This window comes from Bacillus sp. GW823-FHT06A11, from assembly GCF_058795355.1.
The window spans coordinates 1,323,514-1,343,701 of sequence record NZ_JBXAHS010000001.1 but is presented as its reverse complement, the minus strand read 5'-3'; the positions used below and the strand labels follow the sequence as shown (position 1 = coordinate 1,343,701).

Genomic DNA, 20,188 nt, shown 5'->3' with positions numbered 1-20,188 from the left:
TATGCATTTTGTTTTTACAAGCTGTATAGTAAAAAAAGATAAATATCGAACGTATTCGAAGCATTGGTAAGGAAGGGAGCAAGGGTCTTGGTAAGAACTATAAATGAGACATTTTTAAAAGCATGTAGGGGGGAACGTACCGATTATGTACCAGCATGGTATATGCGTCAAGCAGGTCGTTCACAGCCGGAATATAGAAAGATTAAAGAAAAGTATTCTTTATTTGAAATTACACACAATCCAGAGTTATGTGCTTACGTTACAAAATTGCCGGTTGATCAATATAACGTAGACGCAGCAATTCTTTATAAAGATATTATGTCACCACTACCTGCAATTGGTGTGGATGTAGAAATTAAATCAGGTATTGGCCCAGTTATTGATAATCCAATCCGTTCTTTACAAGACGTAGAAAAACTAGGGGAAATCAATCCAGAAGATGACGTACCGTACATACTAGATACAATTCGTTTATTAACGACAGAAATGTTAGACGTACCGTTAATCGGTTTTTCAGGAGCTCCATTTACATTAGCGAGCTATATGATTGAAGGCGGTCCATCTCGTAACTACCATAATACGAAAGCGTTCATGTATGCAGAGCCAAAAGCTTGGTTCGCTTTAATGGATAAACTAGCAGATATGGTTATTACATATTTAAAGGCGCAAATTAATGCAGGAGCAAAAGCAGTTCAAATTTTCGATTCTTGGGTTGGAACAGTAAATGTAGCAGATTATCGCGTATTTATTAAACCAGCAATGGAGCGTATTTTTGCAGAAGTTCGTAAGATGGGTGTACCGATGATTATGCACGGCGTAGGAGCTGCACACTTAGTGAATGAGTGGCACGACTTACCGCTTGATGTAGTCGGCTTAGACTGGCGCTTACCGATTGAAGAAGCACGTGCACGTGGCGTTCATAAGGCGGTACAAGGTAATATGGACCCTTCATTCTTACTTGCGCCATGGTCTGTTATTGAAGAACATGTAAAAGGTATTTTAGATCAAGGGATGGAACAGCCGGGTTATATCTTTAACTTAGGTCACGGTGTATTCCCAGAAGTAAATCCAGATACATTAAAACGTTTAACTACATTTATTCATGAATACTCTAAAGGGCAGTTAGCGAAGTAAAGGAGAATTGCTGTATGAAAAAGAAAATTGGTTTGCTTGTAATGGCATACGGAACGCCATATAAAGAAGAAGATATTGAACGTTACTATACACATATTCGTAGAGGAAGAAAGCCAAGTCCTGAAATGCTGGAAGATTTAACAGAGCGTTACCGTGCAATTGGTGGTATTTCTCCTTTAGCTACTATTACATTAGAGCAAGCTAAGAAGTTAGAGAAGCGTTTAAATGAAGTACAAGATGAAGTAGAGTACCATATGTATCTTGGCTTAAAACATATTGAACCGTTTATTGAAGATGCGGTGAAAGATATGCATAACGACGGAATACAAGATGCAATCGCACTTGTTCTTGCACCTCACTATTCTACTTTTAGCGTGAAATCATACGTTGGACGAGCACAAGAAGAAGCTGAGAAACTTGGAAACTTAACAATTCACGGTATTGATAGCTGGTATAAAGAGCCGAAATTCATCCAGTACTGGGTCGATGCAGTGAAAGGTATATATAACGGCATGTCAGACGCAGAGCGTGAAAAAGCAGTACTAATCGTATCTGCACACAGCCTACCAGAGAAAATTATTGCAATGGGCGATCCATATCCAGATCAATTAAATGAAACAGCTGATTACATCGCGCGTGGCGCTGAAGTAGCAAACTATGCGGTAGGCTGGCAAAGTGCAGGAAACACACCAGATCCTTGGATTGGTCCAGATGTACAAGATTTAACGAGAGAACTAAATGAAAAGCACGGTTATACTTCATTCGTATATGCACCAGTTGGATTTGTTGCGGAACATTTAGAAGTTTTATATGACAACGACTTTGAGTGTAAAGTTGTAACGGATGAAATTGGCGCGAAATATTATCGTCCAGAAATGCCAAATGCATCGGACGCATTTATTGATTGCTTAACAGATGTTGTATTAAAGAAAAAAGAATCTGTACTGTAAGAAGAAAGGGGGAGCCTGCTTGAGGAAAAAAGTTGTGATCGTCGGCGGAGGCATCACTGGATTAACAACAATGTATAATTTACAAAAAAATATTCATGAAAAAAACTTGCCGATTGATACATTACTTATAGAAGCATCGGGTAAACTTGGCGGAAAAATTCAAACCGTTCGAAAAGATGGATTTACAATTGAACGCGGACCGGATTCTTTCTTAGCACGAAAAGAAAGTGCAGCTAGATTAGTGAAAGAATTAGGTCTTGGCGATGAACTTGTAAATAATCAAGCCGGTCAATCATTTATCCTCGTAAACAATCGGTTACATAAAATGCCGAGCGGATCAATGATGGGAATTCCAACGCAAATTACGCCGTTTCTATTTTCCGGGCTGTTCTCCCCAATTGGTAAATTAAGAGCTGGTTTTGATCTATTAATGCCGAGGTCAAAGCCAGTATCTGACCAATCACTCGGACAATTTTTCAGACATCGCCTCGGAAACGAAGTGGTTGAAAACTTAATAGAACCGTTACTATCAGGTATTTATGCAGGGGATATTGATGAAATGAGCTTAATGTCAACATTCCCGCAAATGTATCAAATTGAGCAGAAACATCGCAGTATTTCACTCGGTATGCGTACGCTCGCTCCGAAAGAAGAGAAAGCTGAACCGAAAAAAGGAATCTTCCAAACAGTGAAAACAGGTTTAGAATCTATCGTAAAATCTCTCGAAGCAAAGATGCATGAAGGTACGATAATAAAGGGAACTCGCATTGAAAAAGTTGCAAAACAGGGTGATGGTTATACGATTACTCTTAGTAACGGAAAAGAAATAGAAGCGGACGCCATCGTAGTGGCAACTTCGCATAAAGTATTGCCGTCCATGTTTGCTCAGTACAAGCAGTTTCGTTTCTTCCGTAATATTCCATCCACATCCGTTGCGAATGTCGCACTTGCTTTCCAAAAGTCCGCAATCCAGCGCGATATTAATGGTACAGGATTTGTCGTATCACGAAATAGCGATTACACCATTACAGCATGTACGTGGACGCATAAAAAATGGCCACATACAACGCCAGAAGGAAAAACACTCCTTCGCTGTTACGTTGGACGTGCTGGTGATGAAGCGGTTGTAGAACAAACTGAAGAAGAACTCGTTCAGCTCGTACTAGAAGATTTACGAAAGACGATGGATATTACAGAGGATCCAGAGTTTACAATCGTAAGTCGCTGGAAAGAAGCGATGCCTCAATATACAGTAGGTCATAACGAGCGAATGAAAAAGCTCACAACATTTATGGAGAAAGAGTTACCTGGTATATATTTGGCAGGTAGCTCCTATGCTGGTGCTGGACTTCCAGATTGTATTAATCAAGGTGAGGAAGCTGCAAAGCGTGTATTATCTCATTTGGAGAAAGTAATAGATGCTGAATTAATCGCACAATAAACTATAAGAAACGCCTTCAATCATATTGAAGGCGTTTCGTTTATTATATAAAATATTTATTCGCCAATAAACATATATAAGTTATTTGGCTTTATAACGGCATCTCCTGCATAAATAATCCACTCTGTTAAGTTATCAAAATCTAAATGATAACTATTTCCTTCACTCATATCTTTTATAAAATATGGTTCATTAATGAGTATTCCTTGAATGAAATCTTCCGTAATGTTTTGCATTTCAAACCACATATGTTCACTTTTTCCTTCTTCGTAGGAGACACCAAACTTAGCAAGGAAACGAAAATCTTCATTTGATTGTTCAATATGAAAAATGTTGCTGAAATACCCGAAAGTATTTTTCGCATTGTAAGCCATACGAGCCGTTTCACTATTTGTTTTATAGAACATGAGCCCTGTAGCTTCCTCGTGTTCTTTGAAAAAACTTTCAATATATTCTTCTGAAGTATTAAATTTGAATAAGAGAACGGATGGAGATTGATGGTATTCATCTCGGGCATCCATTCCGCCTAAGAATGTATTTTGTGCATCTATTGGTTGTAGTTTCACTTCTTCATCCTCGATTGAAGATAATTGGTCCATACTCGTTTTATGCCCTATATAAGATAATCCTTTTTCCCACGGAACAGCGACTGTATGTATAGAACCTTGCTGACTATGCGCGATAACGATAGGCTCATTCATAGGGACTTGTCCATTCTCAACGGCATTATTAGCAAATGTTTGAAAGAGATCGCCAATGCCGTAGTAGGAAGAAATGCGATTTGGAATAATTAACTCTATTTCAGTTACGCCTGCTCTTAAAAGACCATGTGTATGAAACCAATATTGCGTAGGCTCATCATCTTTATCGTCTTCATAAACAGAATGAATAACGTACAAGTCAGGAATGTCAGGTAATAATTCATTTTCAACGTGATATTCAATATAGCTTCTAGATATCACTTTCATTGCTGCACTTGAATCTATTACAAATAACAAATCTGGGGCGAGATTCCATAAAAACTGTAACTGCTGGAAAAAGCAGTCCAGTACATCGCCTACAAATAGCGTACGAGTGAAAATTTCAGTGCCGAAAGCCACATCTTCAAAATTACGATCTACAATTGTAGAATCTTGTCTATTATACATTTTATATTCTTCTGGGTCGTTCGCCTCATCAATATGCAGTTCATACGGTATGACTGTTTCACCCATATGTAATTCAACAATAAGGCTTGTCTCATCACTATAAACAATTTTTAACTCATCAACTTTAGTAGCGATAATTTCTAGTCGGTGTTTTAACTGCTCAATTGTAATTCTAGTTGGTATAACAGCAATCATATCTGAAAAATGACGTTCTAATGTTCCATTCATAGCTGCGCGGTATGTTTCTGTTTGCACTTCCATCCAATCACTCCTATTCAAATGAATCCATTTTACATGCCAATCAAATATCGATATTTTCTGTTTTCTCTCTCTAACATTATAGAGTGCATTTGTAGAAGGTGTAAAATTATTATTTTGTATTATAGTTTGAAAGCTTGTAAATTAAATAAATCTTTTGTAAAATTTGTCGAAAAATAGTTCTATATAACGAATCATTTGTTATGATAGAAATGCTGAGAAAATATGAAATAGGGAGAGGAAAATGGCTGTGAAGAAATTGTTAAGCGTCTTTTTATCATTCTTGCTATTGCTTTCATTTACTGGAACTTTAGCGCAAGCAGAAGAAACTGCTTCTATGTCAGTAGAAAAAGCAATTCAAGTATTTAAGCAGCAAGGGAAAACGAAGGGGATTGTGGAAGGATATATTGTTGGATATACGCAAAGTTCTTCTAAATATACGAAGGATCCAGCTAAGTTTGATGATACAAACGTAGCAATTGCAGATTCGCCAAACGAAACGAATCCAGACAAAATCATGCCCGTTCAGTTGCCAAAAGGTGATGTGAGAACGGCAGTGAATGTAAAAGATCACCCTGAAAATATCGGGAAGAAAGTTAGTTTGACTGGGACTCTTGAATTATATTTTAGTAACCCAGGTCTAAAATCAGTAACAGCTTATAAGTTTCAAGGTGAAGGACAAAATCGTGTTAGCGATGTAGTAGCTTCGCCGAACGGCGGAGAAGTTGCTAAAGGAACAGCGGTAACATTAACGACGAATACAGAAGGCGCAACAATCTACTATACGTTAGATGGCTCTAATCCTACTAATAAAAGCGTTCGTTATAATGGACAAATTATAGTGAATGAAAATAGTGTAGTGAAAGCAATCGCAGAAAAAGAAGGACTTACTTCTTCAGCAATTTCGACATTTTCATTTATTATCGTAAATAATGAACAGGTTCGTATTCATGACATTCAAGGAAAATCACATATGTCTCCTTACAACGGGAAGAAAGTAAACAATGTGGAAGGCGTTGTCACAGCGCTTGATAAAAACGGCTTTTATATAGAAGATAATCAGCCAGATAATGATCCAGCTACTTCAGAAGGTATGTACGTATATAAAAAAGATGCGAATGTAGCAGTAGGAGATCTTATTCAAGTTGATGGAGTAGTAGAAGAATATGTAGGAGCAGGATATGCAGAGCGATTTGAAACAGACTTAACGACGACAGAAATTAAGGCGAGTCGCGTTGCTGTAATCGCAAAAGATCAATCTTTGCCGGCACCGATTGTACTTGGAGAAAACGGTGTGAAAATCCCGGACCAGATTATTGATAATGATGCATTTGGTTTATTTGATCCAAATGAAGATGCAATCGACTTCTATGAAAGTATAGAAGGTATGCGTGTTACGATGCCAACACCAAAAATTATTACACCTCAGAAAAACGGGAATTTATATGTAACAGTAAAAAATGGTGGAGATAAAATAGTAACACAATATGGGACACCTCTATTAGATGAAAATCAATTAAACCCAGAGCGTCTTTCTGTAAAAGTACCTCGCGATTATGTAGCAAAAGTAGGAGATACTTTCACTGGAGATATAACAGGGGTAGTAGGATATGATTACGGTTCTTTCCGTATTTCGCCAATAACAGAACTGCCAGCTGTAGTGGATGGTGGATTTAAGCAAGTAGGCGCAAATATTCAGCCACGTCTTGATAAGTTAACGGTTGCTACATATAACATTGAAAACTTCTCAGCGAATAAAAAAGAAACAACAGATGAAAAGGTAAAAGCGTTAGCGTATTCTATTAAATACAACTTAAAAATGCCAGATATTATCGGTGTAGAGGAAATGCAAGATAATAACGGATCAATTAATGACGGTACAACAGATGCGTCATTAAGCGCAAAACGTATCATTGATGCAGTTCTAGAAATTCGTGGACCGAAGTATGAGTATGTAGAAATCGCTCCAAACAATAATCAAGACGGAGGAGCACCAGGAGCGAATATTCGCGTCGGCTTCTTCTATAATCCATCACGCGTGAAATTAGCGACGGTACCAAAGTTACTTGATAAAAATGTTGTTCGTATTGGAGACGAAAATCTATTGTTTGAAAGTACACGTAAACCGCTAGCGGCAGAATTTACGTTCCAAGGACAAAACATTGTTGTCGTTGCAAATCACTTAAACTCAAAACTAGGAGATGCAACGCCATTTGGAAAAGTGCAGCCGCTCGTATTAAAGAGTGAAGACAAACGAATTCAGTTAGCACAAGAAGTAAATCATTTCGTGCAAGGAATCCAGAAAAAGAATACGAATGCACCAGTTGTTGTGTTAGGTGATATGAACGATTTCGAATTCTCTAAACCACTAAAAACACTAGAGGGAACAATCTTAAAAGATATGTTAAACACAGTGCCGAAAGAGAACCGCTACACGTACATTCATGAAGGAAATGCACAAGTGTTAGATCATATTTTAGTAACAAACAATATCGCACCACACACAATTGTAGACCCAGTACACTTAAACTCAAACATTATGAAAGAACACGGACGTGTAAGTGACCACGACCCAGTACTTGCTCAAATTGATTTGAAGAAGGCTTCTTAAAGTGGGGAACGCTTAGGTGACTAAGCGTTCTTTTTTTGCATCGTTATAGAATAGTATAAAGAGATTATTCCTTTTTTTGTAATCTAATGATAAAATTGATTGAATATTTAGTTTTTAATAAGGGGGACAACAATGCAGTTACAAATAAATGGAAAGGTAATGAATCAGTTTGCAATTTTTTTTAGTACGATCATCATGCTTCAGTTTGTAGCTGATATAACAGGACTTACAAGCAATCTAGATATTACGTATAACTTAATACATACAGCAGCTTCTTATATAACATTTAGTTTGGCGGTTATTTTCACTTTAATAGGTGCAAGAAGAGAATTAAGTAAATATGCAATTATTTTATTATGTTCAGTGGTAGGTATTAAAGCAATTTATTTTGCGGTGTTCGTTATCTTATGGGGATTGGCAGGTACACCGTAAAGGGGAGGATGATTATATGTAATGATAATAAGAGCGTAATTCTCTATGTTAACTTAGGGAATTACGCTCTTATTCGTTCAATGATTTAGTCTGAAATTACTTGAAACGCCTTTCTACACCGCTCTCTTTTTTGCAACCTTCTTCTATATTTTTTTCTATCACGTTTTACTCCTTGTATATACATGATTAAGCTAACGAGGAGGAAGAAAGTGCATTGCATCGTTAAAATATACGGAGACATGCCATGCAACGGTTGTTTTGGGTCATATAAATGAAAAGGCGCTCCGCCTATTGTAGGGAATATCGTATTTAGCAGGACGTATGGAATGGAGGCAACTGCAAATGGGAAAAGAATCGCCATATAGTCCTTTTGTGACCACGCAGATGCTGCAAGTCCTAAAAGGGCCATTAAACCTGCAAATAAAAAATTAATTCCGATATATACAGCAATGTAAGTGAGGGGAGATTCGTAATATAAGTTTGCAAACATCCCATTATCATTTATAATGCCTGAACCAGCAGTCGGTTCTCCGTCTGGAATGGTTAATTTGCAAAATAATAACGATAAGATGAATGGAAATGTATAAAGAAATCCGCCACAAAAGAATGTAACGATATATTTCGTTACTGAATAAGGGAACAAAGAAATCCCTTTACTTACAAACGGTTTAAAACCATCTGATTTATCCGAATTGTAACTTGTACTAAAGGGGAAACTAGCAATAACGGGCATTAATAATAAATAAACATCCATTTCATTGTCGCGAAATCCAATCCATTTAACAGCTGTTGTTACAAAGGCATCCGTTCCATCCCCAATGTAACGAATTACATAATAATAATGGTAAATAAAAATAAGAGCTAGTCCACTAAACATAATAATTAAAGAAACACGATTACAAAAAGCTTGCTTTATATTTAAACGAAGCGCACGCATCATGACTGAAAAAGCCTCCACTATTTTGATAAACTTGTCTATTTTCTATATTACTATTAATTGTAAAGATTTTCTTGTTTTTTTATTTGATTATTTGAAAAAGAGGAATTTTGTTGTTGTGAAGTAAGGTTTAGCTGAAAGGGATTTTTCTAAAATATGGTTGACAATTAAGTATTACATTTGTAATCTTAATTATAGATTACAAATGTAATACTTAGGAGTGAAACATACGATGACAAATCAATTACCTAAAATATCTGAAGCGGAATTAGAAATTATGAAAGTACTTTGGTCGAGTTCTCCGCAAACAGCGAATGAAATTATAGAAGAACTGGAAGATGCAATGGACTGGAAACCGAAAACAATCCGCACATTAATTAATCGATTAGTACAAAAAGAAGCCGTTTCTTATCATCAAGATAAAGGGCGAATGTATGCTTATTATCCGTTAGTATCACAAGATAATTATTTGCAAGTGGAAACGAAATCTTTACTAAAGCGTTTTTGCGGTGCAGCGTTTAAACCGTTACTTGTTAATTTTTTAAAAGAGGAAAAATTGTCTTCAGAAGATATTAATGAACTGAAACGCATTTTAGATGAGAAGACAGAGGAGAATAAGAGGAAGGATCGATAAAAATGATAAACACGCTTATAAATGTATACCTTCCTCATTTTTTTGATTGGCTTATAGAAACGTCACTTATGGCCAGCATATTAGTTGGATTTATTTTATGTATAAAAGTTCTATTTAGAAATAAATTACCCCCCCGATGGCAATATATGCTGTGGATTGTATTAATGATTAGACTCCTTTTACCATGGTCGCCAGATAGCTCGTATAGCATTTATTCATTACTTTCTTATAGTTCTAGCGTATCAGAAGTTATTCCAAAAAATATGCCGTCTACTGAGAGTAGAGTGAACATAGAAAGCGATCGTACAGTGGAATTGGAATCAAATCCTAAAATGGTGACAAAAACTAGCGAACCGGAAGTAGAAGTCAGTTCGGAAAAACAGACTACATTTTCTTTATACAAACTTGCTTTATATGTGTGGCTAGCTGGGGTAATTGTATTAGCAGCCATCACGTTTATTACAAATAGACGTTTATATTCTTACATAAAGAAACAACCGGATATTATGGATGAACAGGTCGTTACAGTGTTTAATCGCTGTAAGCAGTCTATGAAAATGAAGAAGGCAGTTTCATTACGTCTAGCAGGAAAGATTGCGAGTCCAACTGTGTTTAGTTTCTTCCGCCCAAAAGTATTGCTATCAAAAAAACATTTGAAAGTATTAGATGAGCAACAATTACAATATGTTTTTTATCATGAGTTAGCTCATATTAAAAGAAATGATGTAGCTGTAAATTGGATTATGTATAGCTTAATCCTATTAAATTGGTTCAATCCAATTCTTTGGTACGCCTATTTTTGTATGCGAGAAGATCAAGAATTGGCATGTGATGCATATGCGCTTACTTTCATAGATAAAGAGGAGCAAATTGCATACGGACATACAATTATTACCCTTCTAGAACACTATTCCTATCAAGTACCAAGCCTAGCAAATTTAAGTAGAAATAAACGAACACTAAAAAGGAGAATCGTTATGATTAAAAAATTCCAAAAGAAATCGTATCGTCTTTCTTTACTCGGAGTGATTGCTATAGCAGCTATAGCGGGCGGATTTTTATTAAATGCAAGGATAACTGAGGGAGATGAAAGACAGAAAGAAAAAGTTGTAGAAAAAAAGCAATCTAAAGCGGCATTTGAAAAAGCGATAGAAACAGTATTAGGTACACCGGAGAATGCAAGTAGAGAATGGGGGATGTCAATAACGTCATATAAAAAGAATACAGATTTTTTGTATTTGGCAGAAAAGAATTTTACAAAAGAAGAATTTGAGCAGTATGTTCGATTATTTAAGGAAGCGCAAGAAATTCATAAAAAAGCAATGGTTAAGAAAAATGTGCCTGAGAATTATGATGGAGATACAAAGGAATATAAACCTGAACGCTTGAAGAAAGCTGATCAAGAAAGACTAGCTACTATTGAGAAGACATTAAAACCGCTTGGAGATAAGCTGGAGAAGTCTTTAACATATACTATAGAAGAAGCGAAAGAACATGTACCGTATCAAATTAAGCAGCCGACTTATATACCTGAAGGTTATGAATTAAAGAGAGAATGGGCTGACTCATATTTTGGAAGAGATGTAGAATTAGTTATTAAATCAGAATATACAAAAGGAAAATATGGTTTTACAATTTACCAGTCAAGGATGTATATGGATGGTAATGTTAATGGTGGTAAGGATCCGCTACACTATATGATGCCTGGAGTAGAGAATCTAGAAAGTTATAGTTTAGATGGGAAAGGAATGGTATATAATAAATCTTCTCATGGAGAGGGGAAGTTAAGAGGCCTTAAAATGTTTGTACCAGCACAAGGTAAGAATAGTGAGTATCAAATTGTCATAGTGAATGATATTTTTACAAGAGATACAAAGATATACGAAGAGATAATCGATGATGAGCTAACTAAGAAAGAAATGGAGAAAATATTACTTTCTATGTCAAAATAAAAGGCAGTGTTCTTAAACTTTTAGTTTTAAGAACACTGTCTATTTTATTAAATTTCTAGTGGGATCTAGCCAGCAATTATTATGAATATATTCTAGCTTTCCATACAAGTATACTTTTTGATACACTATGGACAGTATGATATAACTTGACTGAAATCTTTTATACTGGAAATAATAAAAAGAGAACTTGTATAGAATGTAAGCGTGTGGTAATATCAAAGATGTACTGATTGACTATATTATCCAATTGGTCATTTTTGGAGGTGACAATGTGGCGATAGATCGAAAACGTTCTATTATTGAAGCTGCAACAAAGTCTTTTTCAGCGTTCGGTTATAAAGCAACAACGATGGATCAAGTAGCGAAGTTAGCGAATGTAGGAAAAGGAACGATTTATACTTTTTTCAAAAATAAAGAAGAGCTATTTGGTGAAATTATTTCTAATTTAATTACAGAAATGAAGCAAGTTGCAGAAAGTGCAATTCGTTCAGATGTTTCATTTTTTGAAAATGTACATAGAGCATTATATAGCATCTTGGAATTTAGAAAAGAACATCAGCTCATGATTAAATTAATTCAAGAAGAGCGCGATATGGGAACGAAAGAAGTACAAGAAGTGATGCAACAAGTTGATGTGGAAATCGTTTCTGTTATTCAATCGTATTTAAAAATTGCGATTGAAAAAGGTGAAATTAGCAAATGTGATCCAGAAATTACAGCATTTATTATGCTTCGTCTATATGTATCGCTTATTTTTGATTGGGAAAAAAATCACGAACCGCTAGAAAAAGAAAAAATTGCAGAGTTATTTGAACTTTATTTACTAAAAGGATTGTCAAACTAAGATAATCCTTTTAATTTTATAAAAAAAATGACCAAATGAACAATGCGGTCATATATTTAAGTTAAGGGGGGATATAGAAAAATTATAATCATAATAAGAAAAAGTTGCATAGTAATAAATTCAGGGATAAGGCATATGTATGAACAAGTATAGCCTTTTTGTTTGGGTAAAAATGACTATATGAACATTTTGGTCATTTTATAAAAGGGGGAGAAATTATGAAAGGGAATCAGTTACTTCGGAAAGAGTTCACGGAAATTATAAAAAGTAAAAAAATATTAATTCCAATTATTGCGGTCTTATTCGTACCAATTTTATATGCAGGGATGTTTTTGTGGGCTTTTTGGGATCCGTATAAACAGTTAGATGACTTACCAGTTGCAGTAGTCAATTTAGATAAAGGCGCAGTATTTGATGGGAAACCAATTGAGGTCGGAAAAGGGCTCGTTGATAATTTAAAAGATAATAAAAGTTTTAAATGGGAGTTCGTAAGTGAAAAAGAAGCGAAGAAAGGAATGGAAGGTAGAAAGTATTACATGTTAGTGCGCATTCCAGATGACTTCTCAAGTAACGCTACAACGTTACTAAAAGACGATCCGAAGCCATTAAACTTAGAATATATTCCAAACGAAAGTTTGAACTTCTTATCTTCACAAATTGGCGGAACAGCCATTGAAAAAATTAAAGGTGAAGTAGCAAGCACGTTAACGAAAACATATGCAGAGAAAATGTTTGATTCCATTCAAGACGTCTCAAAAGGATTAGCAGATGGGGCGGAAGGAGCAAATAAACTACACGACGGATCAAGTGAGCTGCATGATGGTTCAAGTAAAGTGACGGATGGCCTTCATACACTGCAAGGGAAATCTGGGGAGATGAAGGATGGCGTTGGGAAACTATTTGATGGATCTGGGAAAGTGACAGCAGGTTTAAATACGTTAAATAGTAAAACAGGTGAGATGCAAATAGGTATCGGAAAATTAGTAGATGGATCAGGAAAAGTAACAGATGGTTTACATGTATTAAATAGCAATGCAGGTATCGGAAAATTAGTAGATGGATCAGGAAAAGTAACAGATGGTTTACATGCACTAAATAGCAATACAGGTATCGGGAAATTAGTAGATGGATCAGGAAAAGTAACAGATGGTTTACATGCACTAAATGGCAATGCGGGTATCGGGAAATTAGTAGACGGCTCAGGAAAAGTAACGAACGGTTTAAATACGTTAAATAGTAAAACAAGTGAGATGCAAACAGGTATCGGAAAATTAGTAGATGGGTCAGGAAAAGTAACAGACGGTTTAAATACGTTAAATAACAAAACGGGTGAAATGCAAAAAGGTATTGGCGAATTGCGTAATGGATCTGAGAAAGTGACCGGTGGTTTGAACAAATTAGTAAGTAAATCCGGTGAATTAAAAACAGGAACAACTGATTTATCAAATGGTATGGAACAACTGGTTGGGGGACAAAACCAATTAGAGGTAGCTTCTCAAAAAATTGAAAAGGGTTTGCAAGATTTAAATAGTAAAGTGAAAAATTCTGCTGCAGGTTTAGAGGAAATACAGTCGAAAGGCCCTTCTATATTGAATACAGTAAATGAGAAAATAGATGGAGCTGGGGCGAATGTAAATCAGTTAAATGAACTTACGCAATCAACAGCAGGAGATGCAAAAAATGCAGCGCAAGATGTAGCGAATTTACAAAAGCAAATCGAGAGTTTACCGAAAGAATATCAAGAGCAGTTACAACCATTTATAACAAGTGCTGCAAAAAGTACAGCTACAGTTCAACAAAAATCTACCGGAGTAGCAGGTGGAACAAATAAATTAAATGAAGAAGTAAAACAATTAAAAGGCGAAATAAATCAAAAAACAAGTGATGCACAAAACAAACTACCGAATACAGCGAAATTGGACTCTTTAACAGAGGGTATTGAGAAATTAGCCAGTGCACAAAAAGGATTTGTTGAAAATTTCCAAGGGTTTGGTAAGAATTTAAATGTAGCAAAAGAAGGCGCAAATAAATTTAAAAATGAATCCGGTCAATTAATTGATGCGATAAATCAATTAGCAGATGGCTCTGGTCAAGTAACAGGTGGTTTAGGTGCATTATCTGTAGGAGCAAATCAAATGGCAGGTGGTGTACATCAATTAGCAGATGGCTCAAGTCAAGTAACAGACGGTTTAGGAACATTGTCTGCAGGAGCAAACCAAATGGCAGGTGGAGTAAATCAATTAGCAGATGGCTCAAGCCAAGTAACAGGCGGTTTAGGAACATTATCTGTAGGAGTAACGAAATTAGCGGATGGCTCAAGCCAAGTAACAGGCGGTTTAGGAACATTATCTGTAGGGGTGTCCAAATTAGCAGATGGCTCCGGTCAAGTAACAGGCGGTTTAGGAACATTATCAGCAGGGGTATCCAAATTAGCAGATGGTTCAAGCCAAGTAACAGGTGGTTTAGGAACATTATCTGTAGGAGCAAATCAAATGGCAGGTGGAGTAAATCAATTAGCAGACGGCTCCGGTCAAGTAACAACAGGCTTAGGTACATTATCAACTGGCTCAACCCAGCTAATCGACGGTGTAAATAAACTAGCAGACGGATCAGGAAAAGTAACGGATGGTCTCGTAAAAGTAAACGATGGTTCAGGTGAACTTGCTGAGAAACTTGGCGAAGGAGCAGAAAAAACTGGTGAAGTAAAAGGGACGGATAAAACGTATGATATGTTTGCAAGTCCTGTAAAAGTGAAGACGGAAAAAATAGCGGAAGTTCCAAACTATGGAACTGGATTTACACCATATTTTTTATCACTTGGTTTATTCGTTGGGGCATTACTACTATCTATCGTATACCCATTACGCGATACAGTCGGTGTTCCAAAATCAGGGTTTAGCTGGTTTATTAGTAAGTTCGGTGTTTTACTATCCGTCGGTATTATTCAAGCGATAGTAGCAGATGTTATATTACTGTTCGGATTAGGTGTAGAAGTACAAAGTATTCCGTACTTCATACTCTTTAGCATCGTTACAAGTTTAGCGTTTATTGCATTAATTCAATGTTTAGTAACAGCATTCGGTGATGCGGGCCGTTTTATCGCCATCATCACATTAATTATGCAGCTTACAACAAGTGCTGGAACATTCCCGTTAGAGTTGATTCCGAAGTTTTTACAACCATTCAATGCTTGGTTACCGATGACATACTCTGTATCAGGATTGAAAGCAGTCGTATCAAGTGGAGACTTTGACTTCATGTGGCAAAACATAGGGATGCTCATGATCTTTATCGTTGTATTATCACTTGGAACAATCGCTTCCTTAACTTTGATGCACAAACGACAATTTAAAAATGTTGCTGAAAACCAATCGGTTGAAGCGTAGATAAAAGCACCTTTTTGGTGCTTTTTTTATTAGTTTTGTTTTATCCCGCTTTAATGATGGGCAGTAAGACCCCACCTCAAAATTCAGCGAAAGCAAAGAAGTTAGGTGGGGATCAACTGCCCATTAAAGCCCCATTGGTGAGGGCTAATAATCAGTGGGGGATGAAGAAACCCCCACTGATTAAAGTTTCACTTCATTGGTTGAGAAAGTTCATTTGTTTTTCTGTTTTTACGGAACAAGTATATAACGATACTTATAAGAATAATTGTAGCTACAATCCAAATAAATGGACCATATTTTTCAGCAAAAGTATATAGTTTCATATTACTAGCAATTTCCTCTTTTGTTTTTCCTATTAGAATTTCAGAACCACTATACCCTTCAAGGGTATCCCCCTTTTTTATGCCAAAAATAAGAGTGTCTGATTTGTTTTCTATTCCCGTATATCGGTATCCTTTACTTTTAATTGTTAATTGAGTATCATTCTTTTTTAGTGAGTAATCTTCGATGGAAATATCTTTTCCTGACAGTGTAATTGGTTCCATCGAAAAACGAATTTCTTTTAATGCAGGAAGAACCTCATTATTTAGTAAGAGCTGCTTTGCAATATGTTGCTCTGTATCAATGTTTATCCAATTTGCTTTTCGTCGTTTATACGTATTAATTTCAAGGAGTGCGAATTCTTTATTTTGAAGTTTTTCCTCTGTAATAGGTTGCGCAGTAGTTAATGCTCCTTTTAATAAAATCACACCGTCTTTTGCAGATTGAAATGAAGAGACTTCTTTCGTTTCTTTTAATGTATTGATAGCACTTCTATAATCTTCTTTTCCTAAAAGAACAGCTCCTGTATGTACGGTTAAAATAAGATATAGAATGCTTAATACTATAATAGCTTTTTTCACTATGTACCCTCCAAAGTATGTATAAGTTAATTGTAACATAATTTACCATTTTTAATTTGTTAATTTGAATAATGGGTTGCAAATGTAAAAGTGGTAAGTCAGTTTGAAGAAAGTGTGGGTGAGAGGAGTAAAAATGAAAAGGAATTCCATAATAGGAAACCAGAAGATACAAAGAAAATAGATAGTAGAATATATACGTCTGTCGTAGTAGCTTCATTATCGAATAAGGGAGGAAGCAGTGTTGAAGCACCTATGGTGAAAAATAGCAAAAAAGATAATGGATAAGAAAAATTTATCAATTTTAGAGTGAAATATCATTTATAATCATCCTTCTCCTTAATTTCACCATATCGCATGTGCAGTTTAAACGAAAGAAAAGGATTTACAACAATTTACAGAGAAAACTAGAATAGAGGAGTTGATATGATGAAAGGAAATCTTACTTATTATTTTATCTTAAATCCGCTAATCATCTTTCTTGTTTACGCCCTTTCACCTATCTTGTTTCATAAAGAAAAATATATAAATATGAAAGATGCACTAGGAATACTTTTAGTTTACTATGTGCTAATTAGCGGGTATTACTTTATGGATGTTATAAGTAAAAGAATGAAGAAGAATAGTGAGGACAAATAATAAAGTTTTATGGCGTGAAAATCGATGGAGGACAACAAAATGACTGAAAGTGAAATGAAATTCCGCGATACGACCATTCGTAACTTTTTCGATAAAGAGGATCGTTTAAAATCGATTCCAGGTCAAAAGAAGAAAAAACTAGTATTGTTAGAGCATTTAGTTAGCAAGTTAAATGCTGAAAATCAATATACAGAAAAAGAAATTAATACATTCATAAAACAATATCATGATGATTTTTGTACAATTAGACGTGAATTTATTGTACATAGGTTTATGGATAGAGAGGATAATATGTACCGTATAAACGGGAGAGAAGTTTGGACGAAGTGGGAGGAGTTAAAATAATGAATCAGCGAGGGGATCCCCGCTGATTATAAGCCTGTGCTAGTCTTGCTGTTTCTTTGTAGTAAGTCTATGAACGCTTCAACATTCGAACTTGTAATGTATCCAAGTGTTATATATTCATCTTCATAGTAAAATATTATTTTTTTGTCAAAGATTCTTCTCTTCGTTTCTACGGATAATATTTTTTCATAATCAAATTCGGCAATGAATGTGTTTTTATATTGGCTAAAAAAGAGAAGTCTTCTATTAGTAGCAAGTAACATGCCACGATATGGGACTTTATGCGTAATCATATAGCCAGTAAGTGAACATTTTAAAGTAGATAAAATCTTTTCTTCTTTATGTAATAGTTGTTTTGCAGCTGTTAATATTGGATTCATTGCATACATTCCTTTTATTTTGATATATGAATATTGTATCAAGAGTAAAAAGATTCTCAATATGTAATATTGCATATTGGGCGTTTTATAGTTTTAATATTATTCTTAAAAAGAAAAAGTACGAGGTGATTCAATGATACGGTTAGTAAAAGAGACTGATGCAGAAACAATTATGAATATTAGAAAAGAAATTATATTATCGGAAACTACTACAAAATTTTTCATAGTATCCCCAAAGAAGTTACCGAATGATAGTAATGCAGAAAGAGAAAAGATACGGAAAAGTAATGAGAAAGGTAATCTTTATATCGTGTATGAAGTAGATAGGAAGGTAGTTGGATTTTTAAATTTCAACCGATATGAACTAGAACGGTTACAACACGCAGGCACAATGGGAATGGGGATTAAAGAGGCGTATTGTAATCAAGGCATCGGCACGAAATTAATTGAATTTCTTATTAGTTGGGCGAAAGGGCAGAAAGGTTTAGAGAAAATTTGCTTAGGTGTAGTTTCTGTTAATGATCGGGCAATTAAAGTGTACAAACGTATGGGTTTTGTAGAAGAAGGGAGACAACGAAAGCAAATAAAGTATGAAGATGGATCATATGGAGATGACGTATTGATGGGGTTTTATATTGAATAAAGGATATATGGTATTAAGAAAAGGAATGTACATAACGTAAATTTCTAAAAGTAGTATATTGCCCCTGCATTAACAGACTTTTTCCTATGTATAATATTAATATAGTAAAATCATAACAACCGATATTGCAGTTTCCAATAATATACTATATAATCAATTTAAGAAAACGTTTTCATGCAAAGGGGGAGAATTTCGTGTCGACTATAGAGGACGTGGCGAAATTAGCGGGGTTATCAAGGACAACGGTTTCTAGGGTGATTAATAATCATCCATATGTTTCAGATGAGAAGAAAAAAAGGGTTCAATTAGCAATGAAGCATTTAGGCTTCGTTCCTAATTCTGCGGCGAGAAGGCTTCGTAAACAAAAAACGGAAACAATTGCGGTGCTAGTTCCAAGGATTACAAATCCTTTCTTCAGTAGATTTATTGAAGCAATCGAGATTGCTGCTTCTGAACATAAATATAAACTGATTATTTGTCAAACAAGATATTTACCGGAAAAAGAGATGGAGTATTTACAATTATTATCTACGAAACAAGTAGATGGGATTATTCTATGTTCACTAGAAAATCCGTGGGAAGATGTAGAGCCATACTTACAGCACGGTCCAATCGTGTTGTGTAATGAATATATTGAGGAAGCAAATATTCCAACAGTGAAGTTTGATCATGCGCAAGGAGCATACATAGCTGCGAAGCATGTGTTAGATCAAGGATATCGTAATCTTATTTTTTGCCGTGGTAACGAAACCAAATTAGTTAGCCAGCAGCGAAAAATGGGCTTTTTACGTGCAATAACTGAGAAGAGCCGCCAAGTAGAAGCGATTGACTTTCTTGAAAACGCTTTCTCTTGGGAAGATGGAAAACGAATATTCCATGAAGTATTAAAGGACAAAAAAAATCCTACCGCGATTTTGGCAGGAGGCGATGAGGTAGCAGCTGGAATTATCTCAGAGGCGAAGCACCATAACTGGAGCATTCCAGAGGATCTCGCTGTTATCGGTTTTGATAATCAAATATTATCGCAGATTACAGAACCAGGTATTACGACAATTGAACAGCCAATTGATGAAATGGCCCGAAAAGTTGTCGATCTGATGATGGATAAAATCCATACGAAAAATTATCGAAAAAAAGAATTGTATGAGTTTGAACTGGAGCTCTTGGTGAAAGGTTCAACGATGAAGGATAAGATGTTATTAGCCTAGTAGACTATGTCTGCTAGGTTTTTTTATGTTCACAAACTACTATTCTTCGTGAACGCAGTCATCACATTTGTTATGGTATGCTTCGTGTTGCTCATCAATTTCTTTCCCACAGTGTGCGCAAGTTTTCGTCGGTAAATTTCTGAAAAACTCCATTGGTTGATCGATCATGTCAATCCCTCCATTTCCATTTCTTACTATCATTGTATTAGTACAAAAAATAAAAGTCAACAACTGTTTTATAACAAAATTGAAAATTAATGAAAAAGTTTAGGAAATGGATTATAGTTAACAATGTAGGATGTAAGTAAAAAACTTTCTCAAGTACGGAGAAAAACTGCATTCCTACT

The 20,188-nt window shown here is 35.5% G+C and carries 19 protein-coding genes; 14 read left to right on the top strand and 5 right to left on the bottom strand.

Annotated features, from left to right (window positions below; genetic code table 11):
• Positions 1 to 87: 87 nt before the first annotated feature.
• The 3 genes from hemE to hemY are packed head-to-tail and all read left to right on the top strand — an operon-like array spanning position 88 to position 3,525.
• Positions 88 to 1,134: a uroporphyrinogen decarboxylase gene (hemE, locus tag AC1Q8L_RS06750; protein WP_000252604.1), complete on the top strand. Its 1,047-nt coding sequence runs from the start codon at positions 88 to 90 to the stop codon at positions 1,132 to 1,134.
• 14 nt (positions 1,135 to 1,148) lie between these two features.
• Entirely contained in the window at positions 1,149 to 2,084 is a 936-nt protein-coding gene (hemH, locus tag AC1Q8L_RS06745) for a ferrochelatase (RefSeq protein ID WP_000726775.1), read from the top strand.
• 19 nt (positions 2,085 to 2,103) lie between these two features.
• The gene (hemY, locus tag AC1Q8L_RS06740; protein ID WP_001228115.1) at positions 2,104 to 3,525 is read left to right on the top strand and encodes a protoporphyrinogen oxidase; all 1,422 of its coding nucleotides are present in this window, start codon (positions 2,104 to 2,106) and stop codon (positions 3,523 to 3,525) included.
• A gap of 56 nt (positions 3,526 to 3,581) precedes the next feature.
• Here the strand turns inward: hemY and AC1Q8L_RS06735 are convergent, their stop codons facing one another.
• On the bottom strand, positions 3,582 to 4,934 hold the full coding sequence (locus AC1Q8L_RS06735; protein WP_000453695.1) for a DUF4026 domain-containing protein: 1,353 nt from the start codon (positions 4,932 to 4,934) through the stop codon (positions 3,582 to 3,584).
• 241 nt (positions 4,935 to 5,175) lie between these two features.
• On the opposite strand from AC1Q8L_RS06735, the gene AC1Q8L_RS06730 reads away from it, so the two are divergent.
• The gene (locus tag AC1Q8L_RS06730; protein ID WP_000279285.1) at positions 5,176 to 7,542 is read left to right on the top strand and encodes a DUF6359 domain-containing protein; all 2,367 of its coding nucleotides are present in this window, start codon (positions 5,176 to 5,178) and stop codon (positions 7,540 to 7,542) included.
• 132 nt (positions 7,543 to 7,674) lie between these two features.
• Positions 7,675 to 7,974 carry a hypothetical protein gene (locus tag AC1Q8L_RS06725; RefSeq protein ID WP_001176842.1) on the top strand — a complete coding sequence of 100 codons (300 nt, stop codon included), beginning with the start codon at positions 7,675 to 7,677 and terminating at the stop codon, positions 7,972 to 7,974.
• Positions 7,975 to 8,059: 85 nt separating this feature from the next.
• Here AC1Q8L_RS06725 and AC1Q8L_RS06720 read toward each other — a convergent pair whose 3' ends face one another.
• A complete protein-coding gene (locus AC1Q8L_RS06720) occupies positions 8,060 to 8,914 on the bottom strand; it encodes a hypothetical protein (protein WP_000984164.1) in 855 nt (284 codons plus the stop codon).
• A gap of 229 nt (positions 8,915 to 9,143) precedes the next feature.
• Between AC1Q8L_RS06720 and AC1Q8L_RS06715 the strand changes: the two genes are divergently transcribed.
• From AC1Q8L_RS06715 to AC1Q8L_RS06700, 4 genes are all read left to right on the top strand, one after another.
• Positions 9,144 to 9,545, top strand: coding sequence for a BlaI/MecI/CopY family transcriptional regulator (locus tag AC1Q8L_RS06715; protein WP_000184509.1), 402 nt, complete (start codon positions 9,144 to 9,146; stop codon positions 9,543 to 9,545).
• 2 nt (positions 9,546 to 9,547) lie between these two features.
• Positions 9,548 to 11,497, top strand: a complete 1,950-nt coding sequence (locus tag AC1Q8L_RS06710; RefSeq protein WP_000611128.1) for a M56 family metallopeptidase — start codon at positions 9,548 to 9,550, stop codon at positions 11,495 to 11,497.
• A 271-nt stretch (positions 11,498 to 11,768) separates the two neighbouring features.
• Positions 11,769 to 12,341 (top strand): TetR/AcrR family transcriptional regulator, encoded by a 573-nt coding sequence (locus AC1Q8L_RS06705; protein WP_000963381.1) that lies wholly within the window; start codon positions 11,769 to 11,771, stop codon positions 12,339 to 12,341.
• A gap of 218 nt (positions 12,342 to 12,559) precedes the next feature.
• A complete protein-coding gene (locus AC1Q8L_RS06700) occupies positions 12,560 to 15,727 on the top strand; it encodes a YhgE/Pip domain-containing protein (RefSeq protein ID WP_016513157.1) in 3,168 nt (1,055 codons plus the stop codon).
• Between the two features lie 188 nt (positions 15,728 to 15,915).
• Here AC1Q8L_RS06700 and AC1Q8L_RS06695 read toward each other — a convergent pair whose 3' ends face one another.
• Positions 15,916 to 16,668 carry a hypothetical protein gene (locus tag AC1Q8L_RS06695; protein ID WP_033667384.1) on the bottom strand — a complete coding sequence of 251 codons (753 nt, stop codon included), beginning with the start codon at positions 16,666 to 16,668 and terminating at the stop codon, positions 15,916 to 15,918.
• A 51-nt stretch (positions 16,669 to 16,719) separates the two neighbouring features.
• Here AC1Q8L_RS06695 and AC1Q8L_RS06690 point away from each other — a divergent pair, with 51 nt between their 5' ends.
• From AC1Q8L_RS06690 to AC1Q8L_RS06680, 3 genes are all read left to right on the top strand, one after another.
• Complete coding sequence (locus AC1Q8L_RS06690) at positions 16,720 to 16,914, top strand: hypothetical protein (RefSeq protein WP_000254585.1); 195 nt, start codon at positions 16,720 to 16,722, stop codon at positions 16,912 to 16,914.
• A gap of 138 nt (positions 16,915 to 17,052) precedes the next feature.
• Positions 17,053 to 17,265 carry a hypothetical protein gene (locus AC1Q8L_RS06685; protein WP_002093902.1) on the top strand — a complete coding sequence of 71 codons (213 nt, stop codon included), beginning with the start codon at positions 17,053 to 17,055 and terminating at the stop codon, positions 17,263 to 17,265.
• A 39-nt stretch (positions 17,266 to 17,304) separates the two neighbouring features.
• Complete coding sequence (locus AC1Q8L_RS06680) at positions 17,305 to 17,610, top strand: DUF2087 domain-containing protein (protein WP_000140298.1); 306 nt, start codon at positions 17,305 to 17,307, stop codon at positions 17,608 to 17,610.
• Positions 17,611 to 17,636: 26 nt separating this feature from the next.
• On the opposite strand, the gene AC1Q8L_RS06675 is transcribed toward AC1Q8L_RS06680, so the two are convergent.
• Positions 17,637 to 17,990, bottom strand: coding sequence for a PH domain-containing protein (locus AC1Q8L_RS06675; protein WP_001068222.1), 354 nt, complete (start codon positions 17,988 to 17,990; stop codon positions 17,637 to 17,639).
• 133 nt (positions 17,991 to 18,123) lie between these two features.
• Here AC1Q8L_RS06675 and AC1Q8L_RS06670 point away from each other — a divergent pair, with 133 nt between their 5' ends.
• Both AC1Q8L_RS06670 and AC1Q8L_RS06665 read left to right on the top strand, forming a co-directional pair.
• A complete protein-coding gene (locus AC1Q8L_RS06670) occupies positions 18,124 to 18,633 on the top strand; it encodes a GNAT family N-acetyltransferase (protein ID WP_098311747.1) in 510 nt (169 codons plus the stop codon).
• Between the two features lie 194 nt (positions 18,634 to 18,827).
• Positions 18,828 to 19,841, top strand: coding sequence for a LacI family DNA-binding transcriptional regulator (locus AC1Q8L_RS06665; protein ID WP_000103711.1), 1,014 nt, complete (start codon positions 18,828 to 18,830; stop codon positions 19,839 to 19,841).
• 39 nt (positions 19,842 to 19,880) lie between these two features.
• Here AC1Q8L_RS06665 and yhfH read toward each other — a convergent pair whose 3' ends face one another.
• A complete protein-coding gene (yhfH, locus tag AC1Q8L_RS06660) occupies positions 19,881 to 20,009 on the bottom strand; it encodes a protein YhfH (protein ID WP_000567010.1) in 129 nt (42 codons plus the stop codon).
• Between the last annotated feature and the right edge of the window lie 179 nt (positions 20,010 to 20,188).